This is a genomic window from Actinoallomurus sp. NPDC050550 (assembly GCF_040655075.1).
Lineage (GTDB): Bacteria > Actinomycetota > Actinomycetes > Streptosporangiales > Streptosporangiaceae > Actinoallomurus.
Genome location: NZ_JBFAJC010000094.1, coordinates 1 through 20,858, shown reverse-complemented (window position 1 = coordinate 20,858; position 20,858 = coordinate 1). Strand labels below are relative to the sequence as shown.

General features: G+C 69.3%; 17 protein-coding genes and 1 pseudogene. 3 read left to right on the top strand and 15 right to left on the bottom strand.

Translation table 11 applies throughout. The annotated features are described in order from the left end of the window. Positions 1-247 precede the first annotated feature (247 nt). The 14 genes and pseudogenes from AB0I04_RS52965 to iolC form a co-directional block, all read right to left on the bottom strand. Positions 248-484 (bottom strand): annotated as a pseudogene (locus tag AB0I04_RS52965) (helix-turn-helix domain-containing protein); the annotation flags it as partial. Positions 485-774: 290 nt separating this feature from the next. Then, positions 775-1,434, bottom strand: coding sequence for a hypothetical protein (locus AB0I04_RS52960; RefSeq protein ID WP_360903911.1), 660 nt, complete (start codon positions 1,432-1,434; stop codon positions 775-777). A 601-nt stretch (positions 1,435-2,035) separates the two neighbouring features. Beyond that, entirely contained in the window at positions 2,036-2,491 is a 456-nt protein-coding gene (locus AB0I04_RS52955) for an RNase adapter RapZ (RefSeq protein ID WP_360903908.1), read from the bottom strand. A gap of 986 nt (positions 2,492-3,477) precedes the next feature. Further along, positions 3,478-4,293 (bottom strand): class I SAM-dependent methyltransferase, encoded by an 816-nt coding sequence (locus AB0I04_RS52950; protein ID WP_360903905.1) that lies wholly within the window; start codon positions 4,291-4,293, stop codon positions 3,478-3,480. A gap of 291 nt (positions 4,294-4,584) precedes the next feature. Continuing rightward, positions 4,585-6,405 carry a CocE/NonD family hydrolase gene (locus tag AB0I04_RS52945; protein ID WP_360903902.1) on the bottom strand — a complete coding sequence of 607 codons (1,821 nt, stop codon included), beginning with the start codon at positions 6,403-6,405 and terminating at the stop codon, positions 4,585-4,587. Positions 6,406-6,728: 323 nt separating this feature from the next. Then, entirely contained in the window at positions 6,729-7,583 is an 855-nt protein-coding gene (locus AB0I04_RS52940) for an SDR family oxidoreductase (RefSeq protein WP_360903899.1), read from the bottom strand. Continuing rightward, positions 7,580-8,857 (bottom strand): Gfo/Idh/MocA family oxidoreductase, encoded by a 1,278-nt coding sequence (locus AB0I04_RS52935; protein ID WP_360903896.1) that lies wholly within the window; start codon positions 8,855-8,857, stop codon positions 7,580-7,582. The genes AB0I04_RS52940 and AB0I04_RS52935 overlap by 4 nt, the downstream gene beginning before the upstream one ends. Positions 8,858-8,987: 130 nt before the next feature. After that, positions 8,988-9,878, bottom strand: a complete 891-nt coding sequence (locus AB0I04_RS52930) for an ATP-binding cassette domain-containing protein (protein ID WP_360903893.1) — start codon at positions 9,876-9,878, stop codon at positions 8,988-8,990. Continuing rightward, a complete protein-coding gene (locus tag AB0I04_RS52925) occupies positions 9,875-10,936 on the bottom strand; it encodes an ABC transporter permease (protein WP_360903890.1) in 1,062 nt (353 codons plus the stop codon). Before AB0I04_RS52925 ends, AB0I04_RS52930 begins: the two co-directional genes overlap by 4 nt. Before the next feature lie 60 nt (positions 10,937-10,996). Beyond that, positions 10,997-11,989, bottom strand: coding sequence for a sugar ABC transporter substrate-binding protein (locus AB0I04_RS52920; RefSeq protein ID WP_360903887.1), 993 nt, complete (start codon positions 11,987-11,989; stop codon positions 10,997-10,999). Between the two features lie 15 nt (positions 11,990-12,004). Then, complete coding sequence (gene iolD, locus AB0I04_RS52915; protein ID WP_360903884.1) at positions 12,005-13,897, bottom strand: 3D-(3,5/4)-trihydroxycyclohexane-1,2-dione acylhydrolase (decyclizing); 1,893 nt, start codon at positions 13,895-13,897, stop codon at positions 12,005-12,007. After that, positions 13,894-14,328, bottom strand: coding sequence for a 5-deoxy-glucuronate isomerase (locus AB0I04_RS52910; RefSeq protein WP_360903881.1), 435 nt, complete (start codon positions 14,326-14,328; stop codon positions 13,894-13,896). The genes iolD and AB0I04_RS52910 overlap by 4 nt, the downstream gene beginning before the upstream one ends. Beyond that, a complete protein-coding gene (locus AB0I04_RS52905) occupies positions 14,325-15,215 on the bottom strand; it encodes an aldolase (protein ID WP_360903878.1) in 891 nt (296 codons plus the stop codon). Before AB0I04_RS52905 ends, AB0I04_RS52910 begins: the two co-directional genes overlap by 4 nt. Continuing rightward, positions 15,205-16,224, bottom strand: coding sequence for a 5-dehydro-2-deoxygluconokinase (gene iolC / locus AB0I04_RS52900; RefSeq protein ID WP_360903875.1), 1,020 nt, complete (start codon positions 16,222-16,224; stop codon positions 15,205-15,207). The genes AB0I04_RS52905 and iolC overlap by 11 nt, the downstream gene beginning before the upstream one ends. Before the next feature lie 278 nt (positions 16,225-16,502). Between iolC and AB0I04_RS52895 the strand changes: the two genes are divergently transcribed. Next, positions 16,503-17,246: a GntR family transcriptional regulator gene (locus AB0I04_RS52895; protein ID WP_360903914.1), complete on the top strand. Its 744-nt coding sequence runs from the start codon at positions 16,503-16,505 to the stop codon at positions 17,244-17,246. 40 nt (positions 17,247-17,286) lie between these two features. On the opposite strand, the gene AB0I04_RS52890 is transcribed toward AB0I04_RS52895, so the two are convergent. Continuing rightward, positions 17,287-17,880: a TetR family transcriptional regulator C-terminal domain-containing protein gene (locus AB0I04_RS52890; protein WP_360903872.1), complete on the bottom strand. Its 594-nt coding sequence runs from the start codon at positions 17,878-17,880 to the stop codon at positions 17,287-17,289. A 149-nt stretch (positions 17,881-18,029) separates the two neighbouring features. On the opposite strand from AB0I04_RS52890, the gene AB0I04_RS52885 reads away from it, so the two are divergent. After that, positions 18,030-18,710 (top strand): SDR family oxidoreductase, encoded by a 681-nt coding sequence (locus tag AB0I04_RS52885; RefSeq protein ID WP_360903869.1) that lies wholly within the window; start codon positions 18,030-18,032, stop codon positions 18,708-18,710. Between the two features lie 338 nt (positions 18,711-19,048). Next, positions 19,049-20,749 (top strand): CBM35 domain-containing protein, encoded by a 1,701-nt coding sequence (locus AB0I04_RS52880; RefSeq protein ID WP_360903866.1) that lies wholly within the window; start codon positions 19,049-19,051, stop codon positions 20,747-20,749. Positions 20,750-20,858 lie beyond the last annotated feature (109 nt).

Sequence of the window (20,858 nt, the reverse complement as noted above, 5' to 3'; positions counted from 1 at the left end):
GCTCGCGCCTGCCGCCGCGGCTCCACCCGCCCGAACCTGGCCGCGACCCGAGCGAACAATGCGTCCAACCCCGACACCCACGACTCAACGTCGCTAACCGCCACCTCTGTCACAACAGAACCATAAACCCAGAAAGCTCACTGTAGTACTAGTACTCCAGCTGTAGATGGTGATCTTCACGTTTGTTCGAGGGTTTGTCGCTGGCAGTGGCTTTGGCGGGCGCGGGCTTGGTGGCGTCGGCGGTGGCCAGATAGTCCGCGAGCTTGCGGATACTCCAATGCGTGAACGGGCGTCCCAGCACGGCCGGGCGCGTGGTGGCCGTCTCGACGATGAACTCGACATCATCGGTGCTGATCAGGCGGGGACGGCCGCCCGCCCACTTAGGGTCCAGGCAGGCCAGCCCCTCGTTGCCTCGCCGCACGATCTGGGTCAGCCTCTGACCTTCCTGATCGGTCAACCGCCGCGCCCGAACCGGCTCTGCCACCCGATGACCCCACTTCCCATAGCGACCTGGTCGCTATCGAGACTGAGGCCGACAAGCCCCGCCATCACGGACGCCGACCGGCGTGTCACCAGACCCGGTGAACGTATGTGGCCACCGCACTAGGCGCGTCCCAGGACATCCAGGGGACGAGCCCAGGGGGTTGAGGACGCAGATCGGCCTCCCATCACCGTGTGGTGAGGGGAGGCCGAGTTGTTCGCGGGGGAGAGGAGGTCACCTCTCCCGTGGCTTTGGGGCTAGGTCTTCAGTGATAGCCCCGTGTGGGCGCTTGGTCAGCTCCGGATGATGGTGCCTCGGACAGTGCCGCCGTCGCCGACCTCCACCACGGTGGCGGTGGCGGTCATGTAGATGTCGAGGAAGCCGCCGTCGGCGACCTTCTTGACCAAGGGGTTGCCGCGTTCGGCGGCCCAGACTTGGCCGCCCTTGCCGACCTCATCGACGATGGCGGTGTTGTAGACGCCGACGACGCCGCCGTCGGTGACGGTCTGGACGATGACGTCGCGGCCGCGGTCGATGACGTGGCCGGCGTCGCGGACCTCCTCGACGATGCCGTTGCCGCCGTTGACGAAGCGGACGAAGCCACCATCGGTGACCTTCTTGACGATGGCGTAGCCGTCGACGTAGACGAGGCCGCCCTTGCCGACCTCCTCCACGATGGCGGTGCCGAAGACGCGAACGACGCCGCCATTGGCGACCTTCTTGACGAAGGCGGTGCCGTCCTCTGCGACGCAGACGCGGCTGCCGACCTCCTCGAATGTGGCGGTGCCACCGTTGGGGATGCTGATGGCCCGGACCTGGCCGTCGGCGACCTTCTCGAAGAAGGTGGTGAGCTCGCCGTCGACGTGGACGCTGCCGTCGGCAGTGTCGGCGTCCTCGCAAGTGATGACGCTGCTGCCGTCGTCGAGCTTGTTGGTGATCACGTTATCGCTCATCGTGAAACTCCCTTATCCCTGTTTGTGTTGTGCCCAGACTGATGTGAGGGCCTAGGGATGACTGTGAGGGTTACAGCCGCTTCCGCAAGCGGAGCCGTTTACCGACGATCGAATCGCGAAGTGTTGGGAGTGCCCCGTCGGGACCTCGGTGATGCGCAGGTTCCGGGTGACCGGCCCGGAGTCGGAGCCACCCTGCAACCGAGCGGGCATCTGCTAACAGGGTGTGGCTAGGCAAGTGGGGGCGCGCCCTCTATGTTCCAGCCGTTGCTTCTCCCAGTTGGCGTGTGCCAGTTTCGTGCCAGATGGGTCGGTCGTCCGCTGGGACTCACGGGGACTTGCGGTGAGAAGCCCGATGCTGTGCAGGTCAGCGAACGCCCAGGTGAGAGTTCGGAGGTGGGCCTCTGCTTCCAAACTGCCTACACGGGTTCGGTTCCCGTCGCCCGCTCCCCACGTATTGGCAGAGCCGACCGCTCGATGCGTCTCTTTCAAGATTGCTGAACCCGCAACTCGCGATCAGGACATGACTATCGTCGCTTTGCAACGGATGAAATGGGTCAGTCTCTGGACAGTTCGAAGACCGTCCAGAGACTGATAGTTGGCGCTACCGCATCGGCTTCATGTAGTCGCGGTGGTCGATGGCGCAGGTGTAGCCGAGATGGGTGAGTATCTCCTTGATGATTTCACCGATTGCCACGGACCGGTGGTGACCGTACTTGCAACCGATCAGGATGACGATGTCGTCCCCGTCGAACCACCCCATTGCCCATCCCGAGGCGAGAGCCTTGATCTTTCCCACGGTGTCGCAGATGATGTCCTCCGCACCGTCGGTGTTAGCCACATGCTGTCGCACGGGCTCGTCCAGGCCGGTCATCTCCAGGAGTGTCGGGTTGTCGTCCGGCGGGTTGCGCAGAAGTGTCCTGAGGTCGAGCACGAGAGCTGCGGAGGGCACCTCCGGCATCCCCTCGGGGTACGTGAACCCGAAGGTACGGATCGTTACGGATAACCCGCTGTTGTACGGACGCCGCTTCGAGTGGCGGTCCGCCAATTGAGTGGACATAAAACATCCCCTTCAGTCCTTCTTTGTTGCCCCCAACGATGGGAGACAGCTGCGGCCCTCTTGACCGCGCGTTAAGAAACTGTCCGGAGTTGGGCCTGGATCGCACGCCCGACGACACATCGAGCTCAATACATGCACTACGTGCATCGCGCAGCCATGCACGTCATCCCCGGATCGTGCCAGATGCGTGCCAGATCGATCGGTCACCGGGCGGGACTCACGGGGGAATGACGGCGAAGGATTCACGCCACCGCAGCTCAGCGAACGCGGAGGTGAGAGCGCGGAGGTGCGCCTCTACTTCCAAGCTGGACATCTCACGGGTGACTAACTGCGTGACAACCGCGACGAACGACGACGAACACTCCCGCTCGGTGAGGGACTGTCAGAACAGCTAGCAACCCTGGGAGTGCTGGCGAAATGTCCGCATAAAACGCCTGGGGGTCAAGGGGTCGTGGGTTCAAATCCCGCCGTCCCGACATAAAGAGCAAGGTCGAGGGCCGGTTTCCGCTCAGCGGAGACCGGCCCTCGATTATTTGTCCATGGTTCGTCCGTGGGATTGAACGCCCGGCGGCCAAGACGCGGCCGTTGCGGCCGATCCTGGTGACCTTGCATGGGAGTTACCCTCGCGGGCGAGGCGGCAGGCCTTGGCCCGCCCGAAGCCGAACGCTCGTCCGGCAGGTCGGGACGTCGACCGTCGCGGGCAGGCGGCGTACACCTTGCGCACCTCACCGCCGATCCCACTCCAGCCCGCCGCACACCACCTCCCGCGTCTCCCGTCCGGCGCTGGTCGGCCTGACCCTGGTCGGCCTGACCCTGGACGGCCAGACCCTCCGCGACGGCCGCAGCGGCGACGCCGTGGTGCACCTGTTGGGCGCCGTACGCCACGACGACCAGATTGTGATCGCCCAGCGTCAGATCGCGGCCAGAAGCAACGAGATCCCTGCGTTCATCCTCCTGGTGTACAGCCGGTATTTACCGTTGGTGCGTTAGAACCGGAACCGCACGATGCGGGTGGACCGTTTGAAGCCCGGGAACAGGTTCATGAGGCGATACATGCGGCGTACGTTCGCGGGCGCCTTGGCCATCAGCATCGGTGAGTCGTTCATCGGCGCCTCGTCGACGTATTCGAGCCGTGGGTGCCAATCGGCCAGTGCGGCCGGGTCGTTGAAGCCGCAGTGGAACTGGGCGTTGTATTTGCGCGCGAGGGGGTCCCATTTCGAGGTGCGCTGCGCCCAGACCGACACCGTGTCGAACTGTATTTGGCCGGTGGGGAAGGCGTCGACGACGCTGGTCAGCAGCCGCCGGGCGTCAGCCTCAGTCAGGTAAGGCACCAGTCCCTCGGCGATCATCAGCGCCGGCCGGCCGCGGGGGATGCGTTCCAGCCAGGTCAGGTCGGTGACGCTGGAGTCGATCAGGGTGTAGTGCTCGCGCGGCGGCAGGAATTGTTTCCGCAGTTCGATGACGGCGGGGTAATCCAAGTCGTACCAGTCGACGGTGGCGGGCGGGTCGATCCGGTATACCCGGGCGTCCAGGCCGCAGCCCAGGTGCAGCATCACCGCGTCGGGATGATCGGCGAGGAAGCAGCGGGCCCAGTCGTCGTGGGCCTTGGCGCGCACCACGGCGGCGAGGCCCATCTGGCTGGTGCCGAATCGGCGCTTGTCGTAGTCGGGGTCGAGGCGGCGCATCGCCTGCTCGGCGTATTCGTCGCCGAGGATCGGGTCCGGTAGCCGGTTGTCCAGTGCTTTGGCCTTGAGCACGGGGCTGAGGGTCTTCTGCACTCCGGCGAGTTCAGTGTCCTCCACACAGCGACAGTACTCGCGTTTCACGAATTTCGTGAAGTCTGCGAATGATCCGCGTCAGGCTGTTGCCGCCGCTACTTCTTCGATTTTCAGGTAGCTCCTCTCGCGTATCGGACCCAATGGGCCACCGATGACCCGACATTGCTAAAATCTCTGAACGGTCAACGCCCGATGCACTCTTCTGAGCCCTCCGAACCTATGGGGTCGGGGGGTTTGCGCTGAATTATCGCACCGGCTGCCCGGCACGCGCTGAGGCGCGTGCCGGGCGGCCGCTGTGTGCCGGTGGCCGTGTGATCAGCGGCCCCACGCGAACTTCAGCGGAAAGGTGCCGTTGCCGACGTTGCCGAGCGTGGTTTTGTTCGCCGCGAGGTACTGGTCCAGGTACGGCGAGCGGTCACCCTGGGTCGGCACGTCCGACCGCGGGTTCTGCATGGCCAGGGCGAGCCGCGCGCCGGAGACCGCGATCGTGTGACCCGAGGGAACGTCCAGCCAGCCGGTCGAGCTGATGGTCCCGATCTGGACCCCGAGCCGATGCCCTCGCTCGAAGGTCCAGTCGGTCGCCTTCAGGTCGAATGAGATCCGTCCGCTGCGTTGCAGCAGTGCGACGTTCTCGTCGAACATCGTCGCCGTGCCGTCCGGAGCGACGTCCCACAGGCGCACCATCACGTTCCCGCTCGCGCCCGCGTTGAGCGTGATCCGCGGTGTGGCGGTGAGCCGGAGCGGTTGGGACGCGGGCGTGGACCAGGTCCAGTAGCTGGAGTCGGCGGCGGCGCTCCGCCGGGCGGCGTTCTTCTCGGCAGGAGACAGCGCCTGGAGCCGCGGGGCCCGCTCCATGTCCCAGCGGCCACGGTCCGCCGCGCCGGCAGCCGCCGAGGCACCGCCGCCGTCGTCGACGTACCGGCCGGAGGAGAGTTGCGCCTGGTACGACGTCGTGGTCACGGGCCAGGTCGGCTGGGCGCGCCAGTGGCCGCTGCTGTCCTCGATGGCGTACGCCGGGTCGGTCACCGGCGGCTTGATGCCGCGGAGGTACTGGTCGTAGAACCGCATCACCTCGTTGAACCAGCCGGCGCGGCCCTGCGACAGTCGGCCGCTCGCGTCGGTGTCGTTACCCCGGACGTGCTCCCACTGGCCGAGCCAACCGCGTTCCCGGCCCCGGTGGTCACCCAGGTACTCCGCGATGTCCTCGGGCTTGGTGTTGGGCTCGATGAAACCCTGGGTCACGAACAACGGCGTGCTGGTGCCGACCGCGTGAGCGGCCAGGTCGCGGGCGCTCCAGTATGCCGAATGCGGGTCGGGATCGTTGTTGTTGGTGATGTTGTCGCTCAGGCACTTCGGATGGGTCTTCTCGTACTCCGCGTTCGCCTTGTACTGGTCGCTGTCGTCGGCCATTGGCGGCATCGTCGCGATCGAGTTGTACGCCATCGGCGTGCCGGTCACGTTCGGACGCGGCACCCTGTTGCTGAACAGGTAGTTGTACATGTTCCAGACCGGCTCTTGCGCGACGACCGCCTTCAGGCTTCGCAGCTTGAGGTCGTTGCCCACCAACCCGGTGACGGCGTCGTAGGACTTGCCGTACATGCCCACCTTGCCGGTCGACCAGGCCTGGCTTGCCGACCATTCGATGGCGGCCCGGACGTCGGCCTGCTCCCCCGGGCCGACCCAGTCAAGGCACCCGGTGCTCCCGCCGAAGCCGCGCAGGTCGACCATCACGAAGGTGTAGCCGCGTGCCATCAGGCCGGCGCCGTTGATGAAGTCCTGAAAGCGCGCCGACGGTCCGGCCCGGTCCCACCCCTCGGGACCGGTCTGCCCGGCGTGCGCGAAGTAGGGGCCCACCGAGAGGATCACCGGCGTCTTCGCCCCGGCCGGCAGGTTCGCCGGGCGCAGCACGTCGGCGTGCAGCACGACGCCGCTGCCGTCGGAGGACGGGAAGTACGCCTGCGTCCACGCCGCCCCCTCGGGAACCCGTGGATTCTGCTCATGGGTGATCGGGGTGTCGGATGCCGCCGACCCCGGCGCGGCCTGAGCCACTGCGGGCGGACCGCCCGCGGCGAGGGTGGTGATGGTGGCCAGTGCACCGGCCGCCGCGACGGCCGACGCCTTCTTGCGAAAGTCCATACACGCTCCGCAGAAATCGGGCTCTATTGCCAGGCCCGGCTAGGTTGACTTGCGAGAGTAAAGACTTTCCGCGGAGTTGTCGCCGGTCTTGTTTCCACTCGGCATTCAGCGGTCCGGCCACACCGCCGTCGCCGTCTTCATCGCCGGTGTCGAAACCGCTGCAGCCTATCAGCAGTAATTACGCAGCGCGTTTGGAACATTACCGCTCTTCGGCACCTTCGACCCGCTGACGCAAGCGTTGACGGGGATATGACCGGTCCTGGACGTTTCAGGCTGGTGCGAAGTGCCGCGCACACACCGTGCTTCCGCTACGGGTCCACGGCTCAGGTGAATGCGGCGCGATGGTCGCGGACGAATTGCTCGAAGGTCGTCGGCTGGCGGCCAGTGAGATCGCGGACCGTCGCGGTGACGGTCTCCGCGCCGCCGTCCCGGTACGCGCGGCTCACCTCGATCAGTGCGTCGGCGTAGTACGCGGGCAGGCCGCGCTCGAGCATGGCGGCCCGAGCGTCGGCATCGGAGAGCCCGACGAAGCGGACCTGCCTGTCCAGGACCCGTGAGAGCACCTCGGCGGCGGCGTCATAGGTCAGCGCCTCGGGGCCCGTGACGGCGTAGGCGCGGCCCTCATGGCCGTCGGTGGTGAGCACGCGGGCGGCGACCCGGGCGATATCGCGGACGTCGACGAAGCTGATAGGGGCATCGGCGCGGGGCTGGGCGAACCGGCCGGCCGTCCGGATCGAAGCGGCGAACTGCCGGGTGAAATTCTGCATGTAGAAGTTCGGCCGCAGGAACGTGTAGCCCAGGCCGGAGGCCTGGAGCGCCAGCTCCGAGGGTCGGTGGAGCCGAGCGATCGGCGTCAGCTCCTCGTCGGCCCGCCAGACCGACAGCTTGACGACCCGGGGAACGCCCGCGACGGTCGCGGCCTCGATCAGGTTGAGCTCCTGGCGGGTCTGGTCACGGCCCATCGCGCCGACCAGGAACACCGCCTCGACGTCGTTCAGCGCCGGCGGGAGCGTCGCGGGCTCGCCCAGGTCGATCCGGACGGCGTCCCGACCGGCGGTGATCTCACGGTCGACGTCGCGCTGCGCGTGGTACGCGGCCCGGACCGGATGCCCGGCGGCGCACAGTGTCTCCAGAAGTGCCGAGCCCACGGTGCCGCTCGCTCCCGTCACCAAGATCATGACGGGCATGTTAGCCACGCCCACCGACAGTTCCGGCTTCCAGGACGTCGGCGTTCCCGGGGGAGTGCGATCGGTGGCATCACCCGCCGGTCGGCCTCCGGCGATAACAGCGCGATCCACGCGGCGGTGGCGGCCGAGCGTTCCATCGCCTCCAGGGCCTCGGCGCTGCGAACGGCGTCCTCGATCGTCGCACCGTGCGGGACGCCCTCGGCCACGCTGCGCAGGAAGCCGGCGGCCTCGACCACCTTGGTGTCGTCGTAGCTCATCGCGATCCCGGCTCCGGGCTGGAACCGCGCGTACTCGCCGTCGCCGGGACCCGCGAACACCGTGGTCGCCGGCTCGTTCTGATAGTCCCCGCCGGCGGAGACCACCAGCTCCCCCGCGCGCCGGAAGTCCCAGCCGACCAGCCCCGTGGTGCCGTGGACGACGAAGCCGTAGGTGTTCTGCTCCCCCACCTCGGCGCGGCCCGCCTCGAAGGTCACCCGGACCCCGGCGCGGGTCCGCAGCAGGGCGCAGACGTAGTCCTCGTTCTCCACCGCGCCGACGGGCCCGCCCGCGGCGGCGATCGCGTAGTGGCTGCCGCCGGGGGCGGCGAGCGGCCGCTCGGGCACGAAGACGGCGGTGTCGGCGACCAGCCGCTCGAGGTCGCCGAGGAGGAAGCGGACGAGGTCGACGCCGTGGGAGGCCAGGTCGCCGAGCACGCCCGAGCCGCCGTGTTCCCGCAGGAACCGCCAGGTCAGCGCGCCGGCGGGATGCGCGGCGTAGTCGGTGAGCAGGTGGACGCGGGCGTGGGTGGGCGCGCCGATGGCGCCCTCGGCGATGAGGCGGCGGGCGCGGTCGACGGCGGGGACGTTGCGGTAGTTGAACCCGACGGCCGACCGGACCCCCGCCTTGGCCACGGCCTCGGCCACCGCGCGGGCGTCCCCGGCCGTGAGGCCGACCGGCTTCTCGATCCACAGATGGCGGCCCGCCTCGGCGACCGCCACGCCGATCTCGCTGTGCAGGGCGTTCGGGGCGGTGACGCTGACCGCCTCGACCTCGGGATCCGCGAGGAGGTCCCGCCAGTCGGTGTAGCGGCGGTCGGGGACGTACCGGGACGCGAAGTCCGCCAGCTGGGCGGGCACGGTCTCGGCCACCGCCACGAGGCGCGGCCGTACGGGCAGCTCGGGATAGTGGTGGGGCAGCCGGGCGTACGCGCGGGCGTGCGCGTGCCCCATCCAGCCGGCGCCGATCACCCCGACACCGATCACCCGTTCCCTCGGACCGGCCTCCACTGTTCCTCCTCCGTTGGTCGCGGGAAGATCGCCGTTTCCGGGCGGACGGAAACGGCGACGCTCCCAGCGGGGTCTAAGGGGGTGTCCGGTGAATCTTCGTCCGGCTGCGAACAAGATCCACCGGATACCCCTAGCGCGTGTCCCGCTCGGGTGGCGTCGGGCGGCCCGACAGCTCGGCGATCTCGTGCTCGAGCTCCTGCGCGACCTTGCCGAGCTCGGCGTCCGTGGCGGCGGCGCCTTCGAGTTCGTGGCTGAGCTGCTCGAGCTCCTCGCCGCCGGCCATGAGCGCGGTGAGCTGCTCCCGGGTGATCTCGTCCTTGGCGTAGTCGCCGAGCGGACGGCCGCGGTTCAGGATGAGGAAGCTGTCGCCGACCGGGTAGGCGTGGTGCGGGTTGTGGGTGATGAAGATGACGCCGAGTCCGCGTTCCTTGGCGCGCACGATGTAGCGGAGTACGACGCCGGCCTGTTTCACGCCGAGTGCGGCGGTGGGTTCGTCCAGGATCAGGACCTTCGCGCCGAAGTAGACCGCCCGCGCGATCGCCACGCACTGGCGTTCGCCACCGGACAGGGTGCCGATCGGCTGGTCGACGTCGCGCAGGTCGATGCCCATGTTGGCCAGCTCGGACTTGGTGGTGCGCCGCATGAAGCCGATGTCGAGCCGGCTGAGCGGGCCCGCGCCCTTGCGGACCTCCGAGCCGAGGAAGAAGTTGCGCCAGACCGGCATCAGCGACACGACCGCCAGGTCCTGGTACACCGTCGCGATGCCGCGTTCGAGCGCCTCGCGCGGGGAGGCGAAGCGCACCCGCTCCCCCTCGACCTCGTACGTGCCGGCGTCGTTCTGGTGCATCCCGGCGATGATCTTGATCAGGGTGGACTTGCCGGCGCCGTTGTCGCCGAGCACGCAGGTCACCTCGCCGGCGTGGACCTCCAGCGACACGCCGGTCAGGGCGATGATGTTGCCGTAGCGCTTCTCGCAGTCCGTGAGACGCACCAGGGGCGTCTCGGTCATGGTGTCGGTCATCGCGAGGCCTCCGTTCGCCGGCGGACCCAGAGATTGAGGAGGGTGGCGCCGAGCAGCATCGCGCCGAGGAAGAACTTGAACCAGTCGGGGTTCCAGCCCGCGTACACGATGCCCTGGGTCGTCATCCCGAAGATGAACGCGCCGGTCGCGGCGCCGACGGCGGAGCCGTACCCGCCGGTCAGCAGGCAGCCGCCGATGACGGCGGCGATGATGTACAGGAACTCATTGCCGACGCCCTCACCGGACTGCACGGTGTTGAAGGAGAACAGCAGGTTCATGCCGGTGAACCAGCACAGGAATCCGACCGTCATGAACAGGCCGATCTTCACTCCCCGGACCGGGACGCCGACCGCCCGCGCGCTCGACTGCGCTCCCCCGACGGCGAAGATCCAGTTGCCGACGCGCGTCCGCAGGAGCACCCACGTGGCGATCGCGGCGAACAGCAGCCACCACAGGACGCTGATCCGCAGGGACAGCCCGCCGACGTTCCACTCCTCGGCGAAGATCTTCTGCGCTGACCCGAAGCCGTCCATATTGGAGATGTCCGGGCTGGCGACGTTGCCGGTGATCAGCTTCGTGATGGCGAGGTTCAGGCCCTGCAACATCAGGAACGTCGCCAGCGTCACGAGGAAGCTGGGGATCCCGGTCTTCATGACGAGGTAGCCGTTGAGCGCGCCGACGCCCAGCGCCAGCAGCAGCGCCACGGCGATCCCGACCCAGACGTTCAGCGTCAGCTGGAAGCTCAGCATCGAGGCGACCAGCGACGAGGTCGTCACGGCGACGCCGGCCGACAGGTCGAACTCACCGCCGATCATGAGCAGGGCGACCCCGACCGCCGGGATGCCGAGCGTCGAACTGGCGTACAGGATCGTCGCCAGGGAGTCGAGCCCGCGGAACGGCTCGGCGACGACGAAGAAGAAGACGTAGATGACGACCGCGCCGGCCAGCGAACCGGTCTCGGGCCGCGCCAGCAGGCGGGCGAGCGGCGATCGCCGGGCGAGCCGTTCGTCCGGCACGGACGGCGGCGGGGCCTCGCCGACCTGCACTGCGTGACTCATGAGCACCTCCAGGGCTCGGAGGAGTCGGGGACCGGCGACGGCCGGTCCCCGGCGCCGTCGCTACCGCGTACCACGCGAGGCGAACGTGGCGACCGCGGCGACGTTGGTCTTGTCGACGAAGTACGGCCCGGTCAGCGTCGCCTTACCGCCGCCGATGACGTTGCCGTTCGTCTTGTAGAGCCACAGCGAGTCGACCGCCAGATAGCCCTGGAGGTAGGGCTGCTGGTCGACGGCCCACTCGATCTGGCCGTCCTGGACGGACTTGACCATGGCCGGGTTCATGTCGAACGTGGCGACCTTGGCCAAGCTCCCGGCGTCCTTGACCGACTGGAGCGTGGTCAGCGCGATCGGGGCGCTGAGGGCAACGACCCGGTCGATGCTCTTGTCCTGCTTCAGCTTGGCGGCGATGGTGGACCGTACGGACGGCATGTTCGTCCCCGTGACGTACACCTTGTCGGTCTTGCCGGAGAAGCCCTTGGTCAGGCCGCCGCAGCGCGCCTCCAGGGACACCTGACCCTGCTCGTGCAGGACGCACAGGACGTGCTTGGCCCCTTCGCCGCTCAGCCGCTTGCCCGCGCTCTCCCCGGCGATGCTCTCGTCGGAGCCGAAGTACTGGAGGATCCCCATCTTCTGCCACTGGTCCAGGCCCGCGTTGATCGCGACGGTCGGGATCCCGCCGGCGACGGCCTTCTTGACGACGCCCGCCATCGCGTCCGGGTGCGCGAGGGTGACGGCGATGCCGTCGGCCTTGCTGTCGATGGCGTTCTGCACCAGGGTGGACTGCTTGTCGCCGTCCGGGTCGTTGGAGTAGATGAGCTGCACGTTGTCCTTGGCGGCGGCGGCCAGCGCGCCCTTGCGGACGATGTCCCAGAACGTGTCACCGGGTGCCTGGTGCGTGACGAGGGCGATCTTCATCCGAGGGGTGTTCGCGTGACCGGCGGCGGGGTTCTCCGCGGTCTCCTGGGCCTTCTTGCCGCCGTGGCTGCTGCACGCGCTCAAGGCGAGGACGAGCCCCGCGACGAGAATGCCCGCCCGCCTGTCTGGTCTGAACATCGCGTCTCTCCGTCTTCACTCTGTCGGGGCGGCGTTGCCTCCGAGATGGTGACGCTGCGCGGCCTTGGCCGCCTCGTAGTCGGCCCGCGCCTTCCGGGTGCTCTCCAGGGCCGAGACCTCCGCCACCGGGACGTCCCACCAGGCGTCCGAGTCGGGCGCCGGTGCCAGTGGATCGGTCTCGACATGGACCACGGTGGTGACCTTCGCCTCCTTCGCGCGTTCGAGTGCGGTACGGAACTCCTCGACGGTCGTGGCGCGCAGCACGTCCGCGCCGAGGCTCGCGGCGTTCGCCGCCAGGTCCACCGGGAGCAGCTCGCCGTCGAGCAGGCCCGTCTCCGGGTCGCGATACCGGTAGCTCGTGCCGAACCGCTGGGATCCCAGCGACTCCGACAGCGCGCCGATCGACGCGAAGCCGTGGTTCTGCACGAGCACGATCGTGAGCTTGATCCCCTCGGAGACCGCCGTGACGATCTCCTGGGCCATCATCAGGTACGACCCGTCGCCGACGAGGACGAACACCTCCCGGCCGGGGTCCGCCATCTTGATCCCCAGGCCTCCGGCGATCTCATAGCCCATGCAGGAGTAGCCGTACTCGATGTGGTACTGGCGCGGGTCGCGCGCCCGCCAGAGCATCTGCAGGTCGCCGGGCATGCTGCCGGCGGCGTTCACGACGACGTCGCGGGGGCCGGCGATCTCGTTGAGGGCACCGAGGATCTCGGTCTGCGCGGGCAGCGGCCGGTGCCCGCAGTGGTAGGCCCGGTCGACGACCCGCGCCCAGTCCTCGGCGAGCCGCCGCACGCGCTCGGCGTACGCCGCGTCGACGCGGTGTCCGGCGAGCGCCTCGGTGAGCGCGCGCAGCCCCGCCCGCGCGTCGGCGACCAGGGGGACGGCGGAGTGCTTCACGGCGTCGAACCGCGCGACGTTGAGGTTGACGAATCGTACGTCCGGGTGGGCGAAGACGGTGCGGGACGCGGTGGTGAAGTCGCTGTAGCGGGTGCCGACGCCCAGGACGACGTCGGCCTCCCGGGCGAGGGCGTTCGCGGCCGGCGTGCCCGTGGCCCCGACGCCGCCCACCGCGCAGGGGTGGTCCCACGGCACGGAGCCCTTGCCCGCCTGCGTCTCGGCGACCGGGATGCCGGTGGCGTCGGCGAAGGCCAGCAGGTCGTCCGCCGCGTCGGAGTAGGTGACGCCGCCGCCCGCGACGATCAGCGGCCGCTCGGCGCCGCGCAGCGCCTCAACCGCTCGCTCCAACTCGGCGGGCTCGGGGACCGGCCTCGGGACGTGCCAGACCCGCCGGGCGAACAGCTCCTCCGGCCAGTCGTACGCCTCGGCCTGGACGTCCTGGGGCAGGGCGAGCGTGACCGCGCCGGTCTCGGCGGGGTCGGTGAGCACCCGCATCGCGGCGAGCAGCGCCGATGGGAGCTGCTCGGGCCGGTTGATCCGATCCCAGTACCGGGACACCGGCTTGAAAGCGTCGTTGACCGACACGTCCGAGGACCGGGGATCCTCCAGCTGCTGCAGCACCGGGTCGGCGGCGCGGGTGGCGAAGATGTCGCCGGGCAGCAGCAGGACGGGGATCCGGTTGATGGTGGCCAGCGCGGCACCGGTCACCATGTTGGTCGCGCCCGGGCCGATGGAGGACGTGCACGCGAAGGTCTGCAGCCGGTCCTTCATCCGCGCGAACCCGACCGAGGCGTGGACCATGGCCTGCTCGTTGCGGGCCATGTAGTAGGGCAGCTCGGGACCGCCCGTCCGCTGTGCCTCCAGCAGTGCCTGCCCGACACCGGCGACGTTGCCGTGCCCGAAGATCCCGAAGCAGCCCGCGAAGAACCGCTGCTCCACGCCGTCCCGCTCCGACCACTGCGCGGCGAGGAACCGGACGATCGCCTGTCCTACGGTCAGCCTCATGTCTCCCTCTCGGTGGTCGAGCTGAGGGGCAGCCGGGGGTCGGTCTCCTGTCCTTCCCAGGTGCCGCGCACCCAGGCCTCGGCCGGGCCGTACCGGGCGCGGAGCCGGTTCTCGCATCGGGCGGCGGGCAGCGCGAACCGCCCATGGCCCGTGACCGTGACCGACGCGTCGCGCGGAACGTAGGCGAAGTCGGTGACGCGGGAGAAGACGTCGCGGCGCCCCCGCAGCTCGAAGGTCTCCCCGTCGCAGGCGACCCGGCACGACCCGGACAGCGGCAGCACCAGCGTCTCGTACGGGCCGGTCTCGAACGTGTGCGAGCCGTCGAGCTCGAGGACCCGCAGCGCCGAGTACGTCCAGCCGGCGGTCTCCGGAGTGACCTCCAGGGTGTACGGCCGGGCGCCGGTACTGCCCGCGGGCAGGTAGTGCTTCATCCCAGGACCTCCACGGCGGCGTCGACGGCGCGGGCGACGTCGTCGTCCGGAGGATAGAGAAGGCTGCGGCCGACGACCAGGCCCCTGACGGTCGGCAGCCGCAGTGCGCGCTGCCAGCCGGCCAGCGCGGCGTCGGGGTCGTCGGGCACCTCGCCGCCGAGCAGCAGGGCCGGCAGCGTCGAGGCGGCCATCACGCGCTCCATGTCCTCGACGACCGGGACCTTCAGCCAGGTGTACGCCGAGGTCGTCCCGAGTCCGGAGGCGATCGCGAGGGCGCGCGTCATGGCGTCGGGGGTGAGGACGTTGCGCACGCGGCCGTCGGCTCGGCGGGAGATGAACGGCTCGACCATGGCCATCAGCCGGCCGGCGGCCAGCTCCGAGACCGCACGGGCGCAGGACTCCAGCGTGCGGGCGGTCGCGGGGTCGGCGTCGTCGATGCGCAGCAGCATCTTGCCGCCGTCGAGACCCTGACCGGCGATGGCCGGTGCGTCGTAGGCGGTGAACCGGTCGTCGATCTCGAACGCCGACCCGGCCAGGCCGCCGCGGTTCATCGAGCCGATCACGACCTTCTCGTCGAGCGCGCCGAGCAGCAGCAGGTCCTCGATAACGTCCGGGGTGCCGAGCACGCCGTCGACCCCGGGACGGCCGAGGGCGAGGCAGAGCCGTTCGAGGAGGTCCCGCCGGTCGGCCATGGCCAGCGGGCGGTCACCCGCGCCGAGGGACCCGCGCGCCGGATGGTCGGCGGCCAGGATCATGAGGCGGCCGTTCGGGCCGAGAAGCGACCCGCGCCGTACCCGCCGCGCGGCCGCCTCGGCGACCGCCTCCGGCCGGGAGGCCCGGACCTCGGCCAGCGCCGCGACCCGATCGGCGAACGCTTCAATGATCATCCGCCGCCCCTTCCGGAGCACTCGGCATGGGGCCACCGGCGACGAGCTGGTCGACCTCGGGGGTGGTGGGCATCGCCGGGGAGCAGGCGAGGCGGGAGGCGACGATCGCGCCCGCGGCGTTCGCGAACCGTACGGTCCGCTCGACGTCCCAGCCGGCGAGCAGGCCGTGACACAGCGCCCCGCCGAACGCGTCGCCGGCGCCCAGCCCGTTCACGACCTCCACCTCGACCGGCGGCACCTCGACCACGTCCGTTCCGCCGGAGCCCGTGCGGCTCGCGGCCAGCACGCCCTTGGGCCCGCGCTTGACGATCGCCAGCCGGACGCCGCGGTCCAGCAGCGCCTCCGCCGCCGCGTACGGCTCGCGCTCCCCCACGGCGACCTCGCACTCCTCGACGTTGCCGACGGCGACCGTGACGTGCTCCAGAGCCTGGCCGACCCAGCCGCTCGCCTCCTCCGGCGACGACCAGAACATCGGCCGGTAGTCCAGGTCGAGCACGGTGTCCCGCTGCCGGGACCGGGCGGCCAGCGCCGCGAGCGTCGCCGTACGGCTCGGCTCCTCGCACAGGCCGGTGACGGTGGCCCAGAACACCCGCGCCGCACGAATGGCCGCCAGGTCCAGCTCCTCGGGGTGGATCTCCAGGTCGGGGGCCTTCGGGTAGCGGTAGAAGTACAGCGGGAAGTCGTCCGGCGGGAAGATCTCACAGAACGCCAACGGCGTCGGCAGCCCGGGTACGGCGGTGACGAACCGGTCGTCGACGCCGTACCCCCGCAGCGCGGTGTGGATGTACCGGCCGAACGGGTCCTCCCCGGTCCGGGTGATCACCGCCGTACGGCGGCCGTGTCGCGCGGCCGCGACCGCGACGTTCGTCGGGCTGCCACCGAGGTACTTGCCGAACGTCTCGACGTCCTCCAGGTGTACGCCCACCTGGAGCGGGTAAACGTCCACGCTGACCCGTCCCATGGTGATCAGATCGTGCGGACTCACCGAGCGGATGCACCTCCGGAACATCGGTTCCTCGGGAACCTCGCCGGGTGACCCCGGCGTGACGACGACGTTGCCGTTCGTTCACCGTCGTGGCATCCAGCCTCCGCAGGAATTCATCCCATGTCAAGAGTTTGTCCTGACATTAGGAGGTAATAGCTTTTACCAGAGGATGGTCGCCGGGCGGGGCGATGTGCGACGGAGCCCGCGTGACGGCTACCTTGTCCGGACATCGTGATGTCACAGCTTGCGGCGCTGCCGGTGAGCGGGCTTTCCAGGGGATTCCGGAGGCGCACATGGACAGAATGGCCGTGCACCGGCCGGCGGTCTCGGTCGACCGCAGCAGCCCCGTCCCCCTGTACTTCCAGGTGGCGCAGCAGCTCGAGGCGGCCATCCGCGACGGTCGCCTTCCCCCCGGAAGCCGCCTGGAGAACGAGATCCTGCTCGCCGACCGCTACGGGCTGTCCCGGCCGACGATCCGGCAGGCGATCCAGCACCTCGTCGACAAGGGCCTGCTCGTCCGCAAGCGCGGCGTCGGCACCCAGGTCGTGCAGGCACAGGTGCGGCGCTCGATCGAGCTGACCAGCCTCTACGACGACCTTCTCGCCTCCGGCCGTAGCCCCTCGACCCGCGTGCTGGAGCTCGGCACCCTGCCCGCCGACGACGAAGTGGCCGGGAAGCTCGACATCGCCCCCGGCACGGAGGTCCTGCGCCTGAGCCGGCTCCGGCTCACCGGCGACGAGCCGCTCGCCCTGCTCACCAACTACCTCCCCGTCGACCTCGTCACGCTGACGGCGGAGGACCTGGCCGCCCGCGGGCTGTACGAGTTGCTGCGCGCGGCCGGGGTCAACCTCCGCATCGCCAACCAGACGATCGGCGCGCGCGGGGCCACCGCCCCCGAGGCGCGCCTGCTCGACGAACGCCGCGGCGTACCCCTGCTGACCATGACCCGCATCGCGTACGACGACAAGGGCCGCCCGGTGGAGTACGGCACCCACGTCTACCGCGCCAGCCGCTACACCTTCGCCCTCACCCTCGTCGAACGCTGACCCCCGCGCGGGACCGGCGAGGTCGGCGCGACCGCCGCCCTCAGCGTGCCTCGGGGCCGTCCTTCGCGAGAAGCGCGTCGAAGATCAGGATGAAGAAGGACTCGAGGGCGTCGGTGGAGCGGTCGGCGCGAGCCCTGATGAGGGAGCCCTCCCAGGCGTTGACGAGGAAGCCGGCCGTGGCCCGCGGATCCAGTCCGGCACGGAGGGCGCCGGCGTCCCGGGCGTCTGTGAGCACCGCGGCGATCGCGTCCGTCCACTGGGCGAGGCTCTGACGGACGGCCTCGCGGATGACGTCGCTGTGGTCGGCGATCTCCGTGCCGAAGTTGCCGATGAGGCACCCACGCGTGAAGTCGTAGCGCACGACGGCGTCGCGGAGCGCCTCGAAATGCGCGCGTAGCCGGGCCAGCGGCTCGCCCTCGCCGCCGGTCAGCTCGTGCAGGGGCCGCCCTGCGCCGTACCGCTCCAGGGCCACGACGGCGAGCGCCTCCTTGCTGTCGAAGTGGTTGTAGAACGACCCCTTCGGCACGCCCGCCGCATCGGTGATCACTTTCACGCCGGCCGCGTTGTACCCCTGGACGTGGAACTGCTCCAGTGCCGCTTCGACGATCTCCTCGCGTACGCCACGTCTGCCCATGACGACCCACCTCCGCAGCAAATATGGCCGGTCGTCTCAACCCTGTCAACCCAGGTGGGGCCGCTTGACATCCTTTAAGACGACCGGTCATATTGAAGCAGTCGGGTGAGCATGGCGGCCTGAGCCGCCGTATTCGAAAGAGGGAAGTCATGAAGATCGAAAATTCGGTGGCGGTCGTGACCGGTGGCAACCGGGGGTTCGGCCGGCATCTCGTCGCCCAGCTCCTCGACCGTGGGGCCAAGGTGTACGCCGCCGCCCGGCGGCCCGAGACGGTGGACGTGCCCGGTGCCGTACCGCTGCGGCTGGACCTCACCGATCCGGCGTCGGTACAGGAGGCGGCCAGGGTGGCCACGGACACGACGCTCCTGATCAACAACGCCGGCATCTCCACCAGGTCGTCCCTGATCGACGGCGATCTCGAGGACATCAGGCGTGAGATGGACACGCACTACCTCGGCACGCTGGGCGTGATCCGTACGTTCGCTCCGATCATCGAGGCCAACGGCGGCGGCGCCATCCTGAACATCCTGTCCGTGCTCTCCTGGGTGCACATTCCGGCGTCCGGCGCGTACTCCGCGGCCAAGGCCGCCGAATGGGCGATGACCAACGCCGTACGCCAGGAGCTCGCGCCGAAGGGGATCCGGGTCGCCGGGCTACATGTCGGCTACATGGAGACCGACATGACCTCCACCATCACGGCCGACAAGTCCGATCCGGCGGTGATTGCCAAGGTCGCGCTCGACGGACTCGCCGCGGACACCGCGGAGATCATCGCTGACGATCTCAGCCGGGGCGTCAAGCAGAATCTGGCCGCGCCCATCACGGCCTGACCGCTCCCCGCCCACCGGTAGCACCGGTTTTCCTATTTTCCGAAACTTTCCTCGCTGATTTTTCCTTTTTGACGCGCTCTCGGACTTTCCTCGCACCTGACGGGTGATCCGATGGAGGACGCGAAATCGAGGGGAAACGCGCCCTTGACGCCTAATAGTCCGCGTTTTAGCCTCTGGGGCAATCGATTTCCGAAGTTTCCTACATCCTCCTCCACCGCTCGCACCGATGGACGTCCGCTCGACGTCCGCTCCCCCGTCAGGCGGCGGGGACGTTCTGGCTCCGCGGCAGACGCGACGGCCGGAACCGCCACGCCGCGATCGAAGTTAGCGAGGATCCGATGTACCAGCGAACACTCCGCGCCGCCGTGACGGCGGCGCTGGCGGCCGCCGCCCTGGCGGTGGCCGGCCCGGTCACGCCCGCGCACGCCGCGGGAACGACCTTGGTGGTGAACGCCGCGGCACCGTACCGGCCCGTCACGCATGTCGCGTCGGGCGGCCTCTACGCTCTCGCCGAGAACAACCGGCCGGCCGACTCGACGCTGCTGCCCATCGCGATGAACACCCTCACCCAGCCCGCTCCCGGCGTCGGCCAGAAGCCCAACGGTCAGCCACCGGGCTGCGACTCGCTGCTCGTCGCGCCGCAGGCCGACCGGGTCGGTGCCGCCGAGTTCGTCCGGATGCCCGACATCTACCCCGACTTCCCGTACAAGTGGGTGAGCTGGTCGGACTGGCTGTCCAAGGTGGACACCATGGTCAAGAAGCGGCTGGCGGCCACCTCCGTGAGCAACATCGCCGGGTGGGAGCTCTGGAACGAGCCCGACGGGACGTGGAACACCGCGAGTGCCGGAGACTTCAACGCCGGCTGGGTGCGCACATACCAGGAGGTGCGCTCCCTCGACTCGCTGACCCCGATCGTCGGCCCGAGCCTGTCGTCCTGGAAGGCCTCCTACATGCAGTCCTTCCTCAGTTATGCCAAGGACCGGGGCGCGCTGCCCGACGTCGTCTCCTGGCACGAATGGAACGCCGCGAACATCGCGTCGGAGGTCGCGGCCTACCGCGCCATGGAATCGTCACTCGGCATCAGCCCACGGCGCATCTCCATCAACGAATACGCGTGGACGAACGAGGTCGATGTGCCCGGCCGCGTGTCCAGCTACATCGCGAAGTTCGAGCGGGCCGGCGTCGAGTCGGCCGACCGCGCCTTCTGGTACGAGTACGGCACCGTCAACGGCCTCGTGACGAACAACCAGCCGACCGGCAGCTGGTGGCTGTACAAGTGGTATGGCGACATGGCCGGCACCATGGTCACCACCACCCCGGCCGACCAGACCGGCCTGGACGGATTCGCCGCCTTCGATCCCACCCGCAAGATCGTCAATGTGGCCTTCGGTAACGCGTCGGGCACGAACGACGTGCGCGTCTCGGGCCTGTCCTCGCTCGGCCAGACCGTCCGGGTGCATCTGGAGTCCACACCGGCCTCCGGGCGGTTCACCGCCGTGTCCGCGCCCACCGACATCTCGACGGCGACGTACACGGTCACCAATGGCGCCATCACCGTGCCGGTGCCGAACATGGACGCGGGCAGCGCCTACCACCTGGTCGTCGAGCCCACCAGCGGGGTGCCCGCCTACCAGCACCGTTACGAGGCCGAGAACGCCTCGGTCTTCCGGGCGCAGCGGCTCACCGCCGGCACCGCCTCGGCCGGCGGCTACGTCGGCCGGATCGACAACACGGGAGACCCGCGCACCGACAGTTACGTGGACTTCGTCGTGAACGTGCCGACCGCCCGCACGTACACGATGACGATCGGATACGCCAACGGCACCGGCGCGACGTCGACGCAGGGGCTGGCCTACGACGGCGGCGCCTGGCACACCGTCAGTTATCCGCCGACCGCCGGATGGGGTCGGTTCGGCTCCACCGTCGCCACCACGGTCGACCTGCACGCCGGATACAACGTCATCCGGCTGGCGAAGGGCGCTCCGTACTTCGCCGGCGGTACGGGCTACGCGGAACTGGACTACATCCAGCTCGACTGACGTCACACCGCACGAGCCGTGGGGGGGGGGCGGGGGGGGGCCCACCACGGCGCGGGGGGGGGGCGCGCGGGGGCCGGGGAACGGCCCCCGCACGGGAGAGCGGCGGGGT

Coding starts and splice junctions, on each gene's coding strand:
- AB0I04_RS52960 (WP_360903911.1), bottom strand. CDS start 1,434: ATGAGCGATAACGTGATCACCAACAAGCTCGACGACGGCAGCAGCGTC.
- AB0I04_RS52955 (WP_360903908.1), bottom strand. CDS start 2,491: ATGTCCACTCAATTGGCGGACCGCCACTCGAAGCGGCGTCCGTACAAC.
- AB0I04_RS52945 (WP_360903902.1), bottom strand. CDS start 6,405: ATGGACTTTCGCAAGAAGGCGTCGGCCGTCGCGGCGGCCGGTGCACTG.
- AB0I04_RS52940 (WP_360903899.1), bottom strand. CDS start 7,583: ATGATCTTGGTGACGGGAGCGAGCGGCACCGTGGGCTCGGCACTTCTG.
- AB0I04_RS52930 (WP_360903893.1), bottom strand. CDS start 9,878: ATGACCGACACCATGACCGAGACGCCCCTGGTGCGTCTCACGGACTGC.
- AB0I04_RS52925 (WP_360903890.1), bottom strand. CDS start 10,936: ATGAGTCACGCAGTGCAGGTCGGCGAGGCCCCGCCGCCGTCCGTGCCG.
- AB0I04_RS52920 (WP_360903887.1), bottom strand. CDS start 11,989: ATGTTCAGACCAGACAGGCGGGCGGGCATTCTCGTCGCGGGGCTCGTC.
- iolD (WP_360903884.1), bottom strand. CDS start 13,897: ATGAGGCTGACCGTAGGACAGGCGATCGTCCGGTTCCTCGCCGCGCAG.
- AB0I04_RS52910 (WP_360903881.1), bottom strand. CDS start 14,328: ATGAAGCACTACCTGCCCGCGGGCAGTACCGGCGCCCGGCCGTACACC.
- AB0I04_RS52905 (WP_360903878.1), bottom strand. CDS start 15,215: ATGATCATTGAAGCGTTCGCCGATCGGGTCGCGGCGCTGGCCGAGGTC.
- iolC (WP_360903875.1), bottom strand. CDS start 16,224: ATGTTCCGGAGGTGCATCCGCTCGGTGAGTCCGCACGATCTGATCACC.
- AB0I04_RS52895 (WP_360903914.1), top strand. CDS start 16,503: ATGGCCGTGCACCGGCCGGCGGTCTCGGTCGACCGCAGCAGCCCCGTC.
- AB0I04_RS52890 (WP_360903872.1), bottom strand. CDS start 17,880: ATGGGCAGACGTGGCGTACGCGAGGAGATCGTCGAAGCGGCACTGGAG.
- AB0I04_RS52885 (WP_360903869.1), top strand. CDS start 18,030: ATGAAGATCGAAAATTCGGTGGCGGTCGTGACCGGTGGCAACCGGGGG.
- AB0I04_RS52880 (WP_360903866.1), top strand. CDS start 19,049: ATGTACCAGCGAACACTCCGCGCCGCCGTGACGGCGGCGCTGGCGGCC.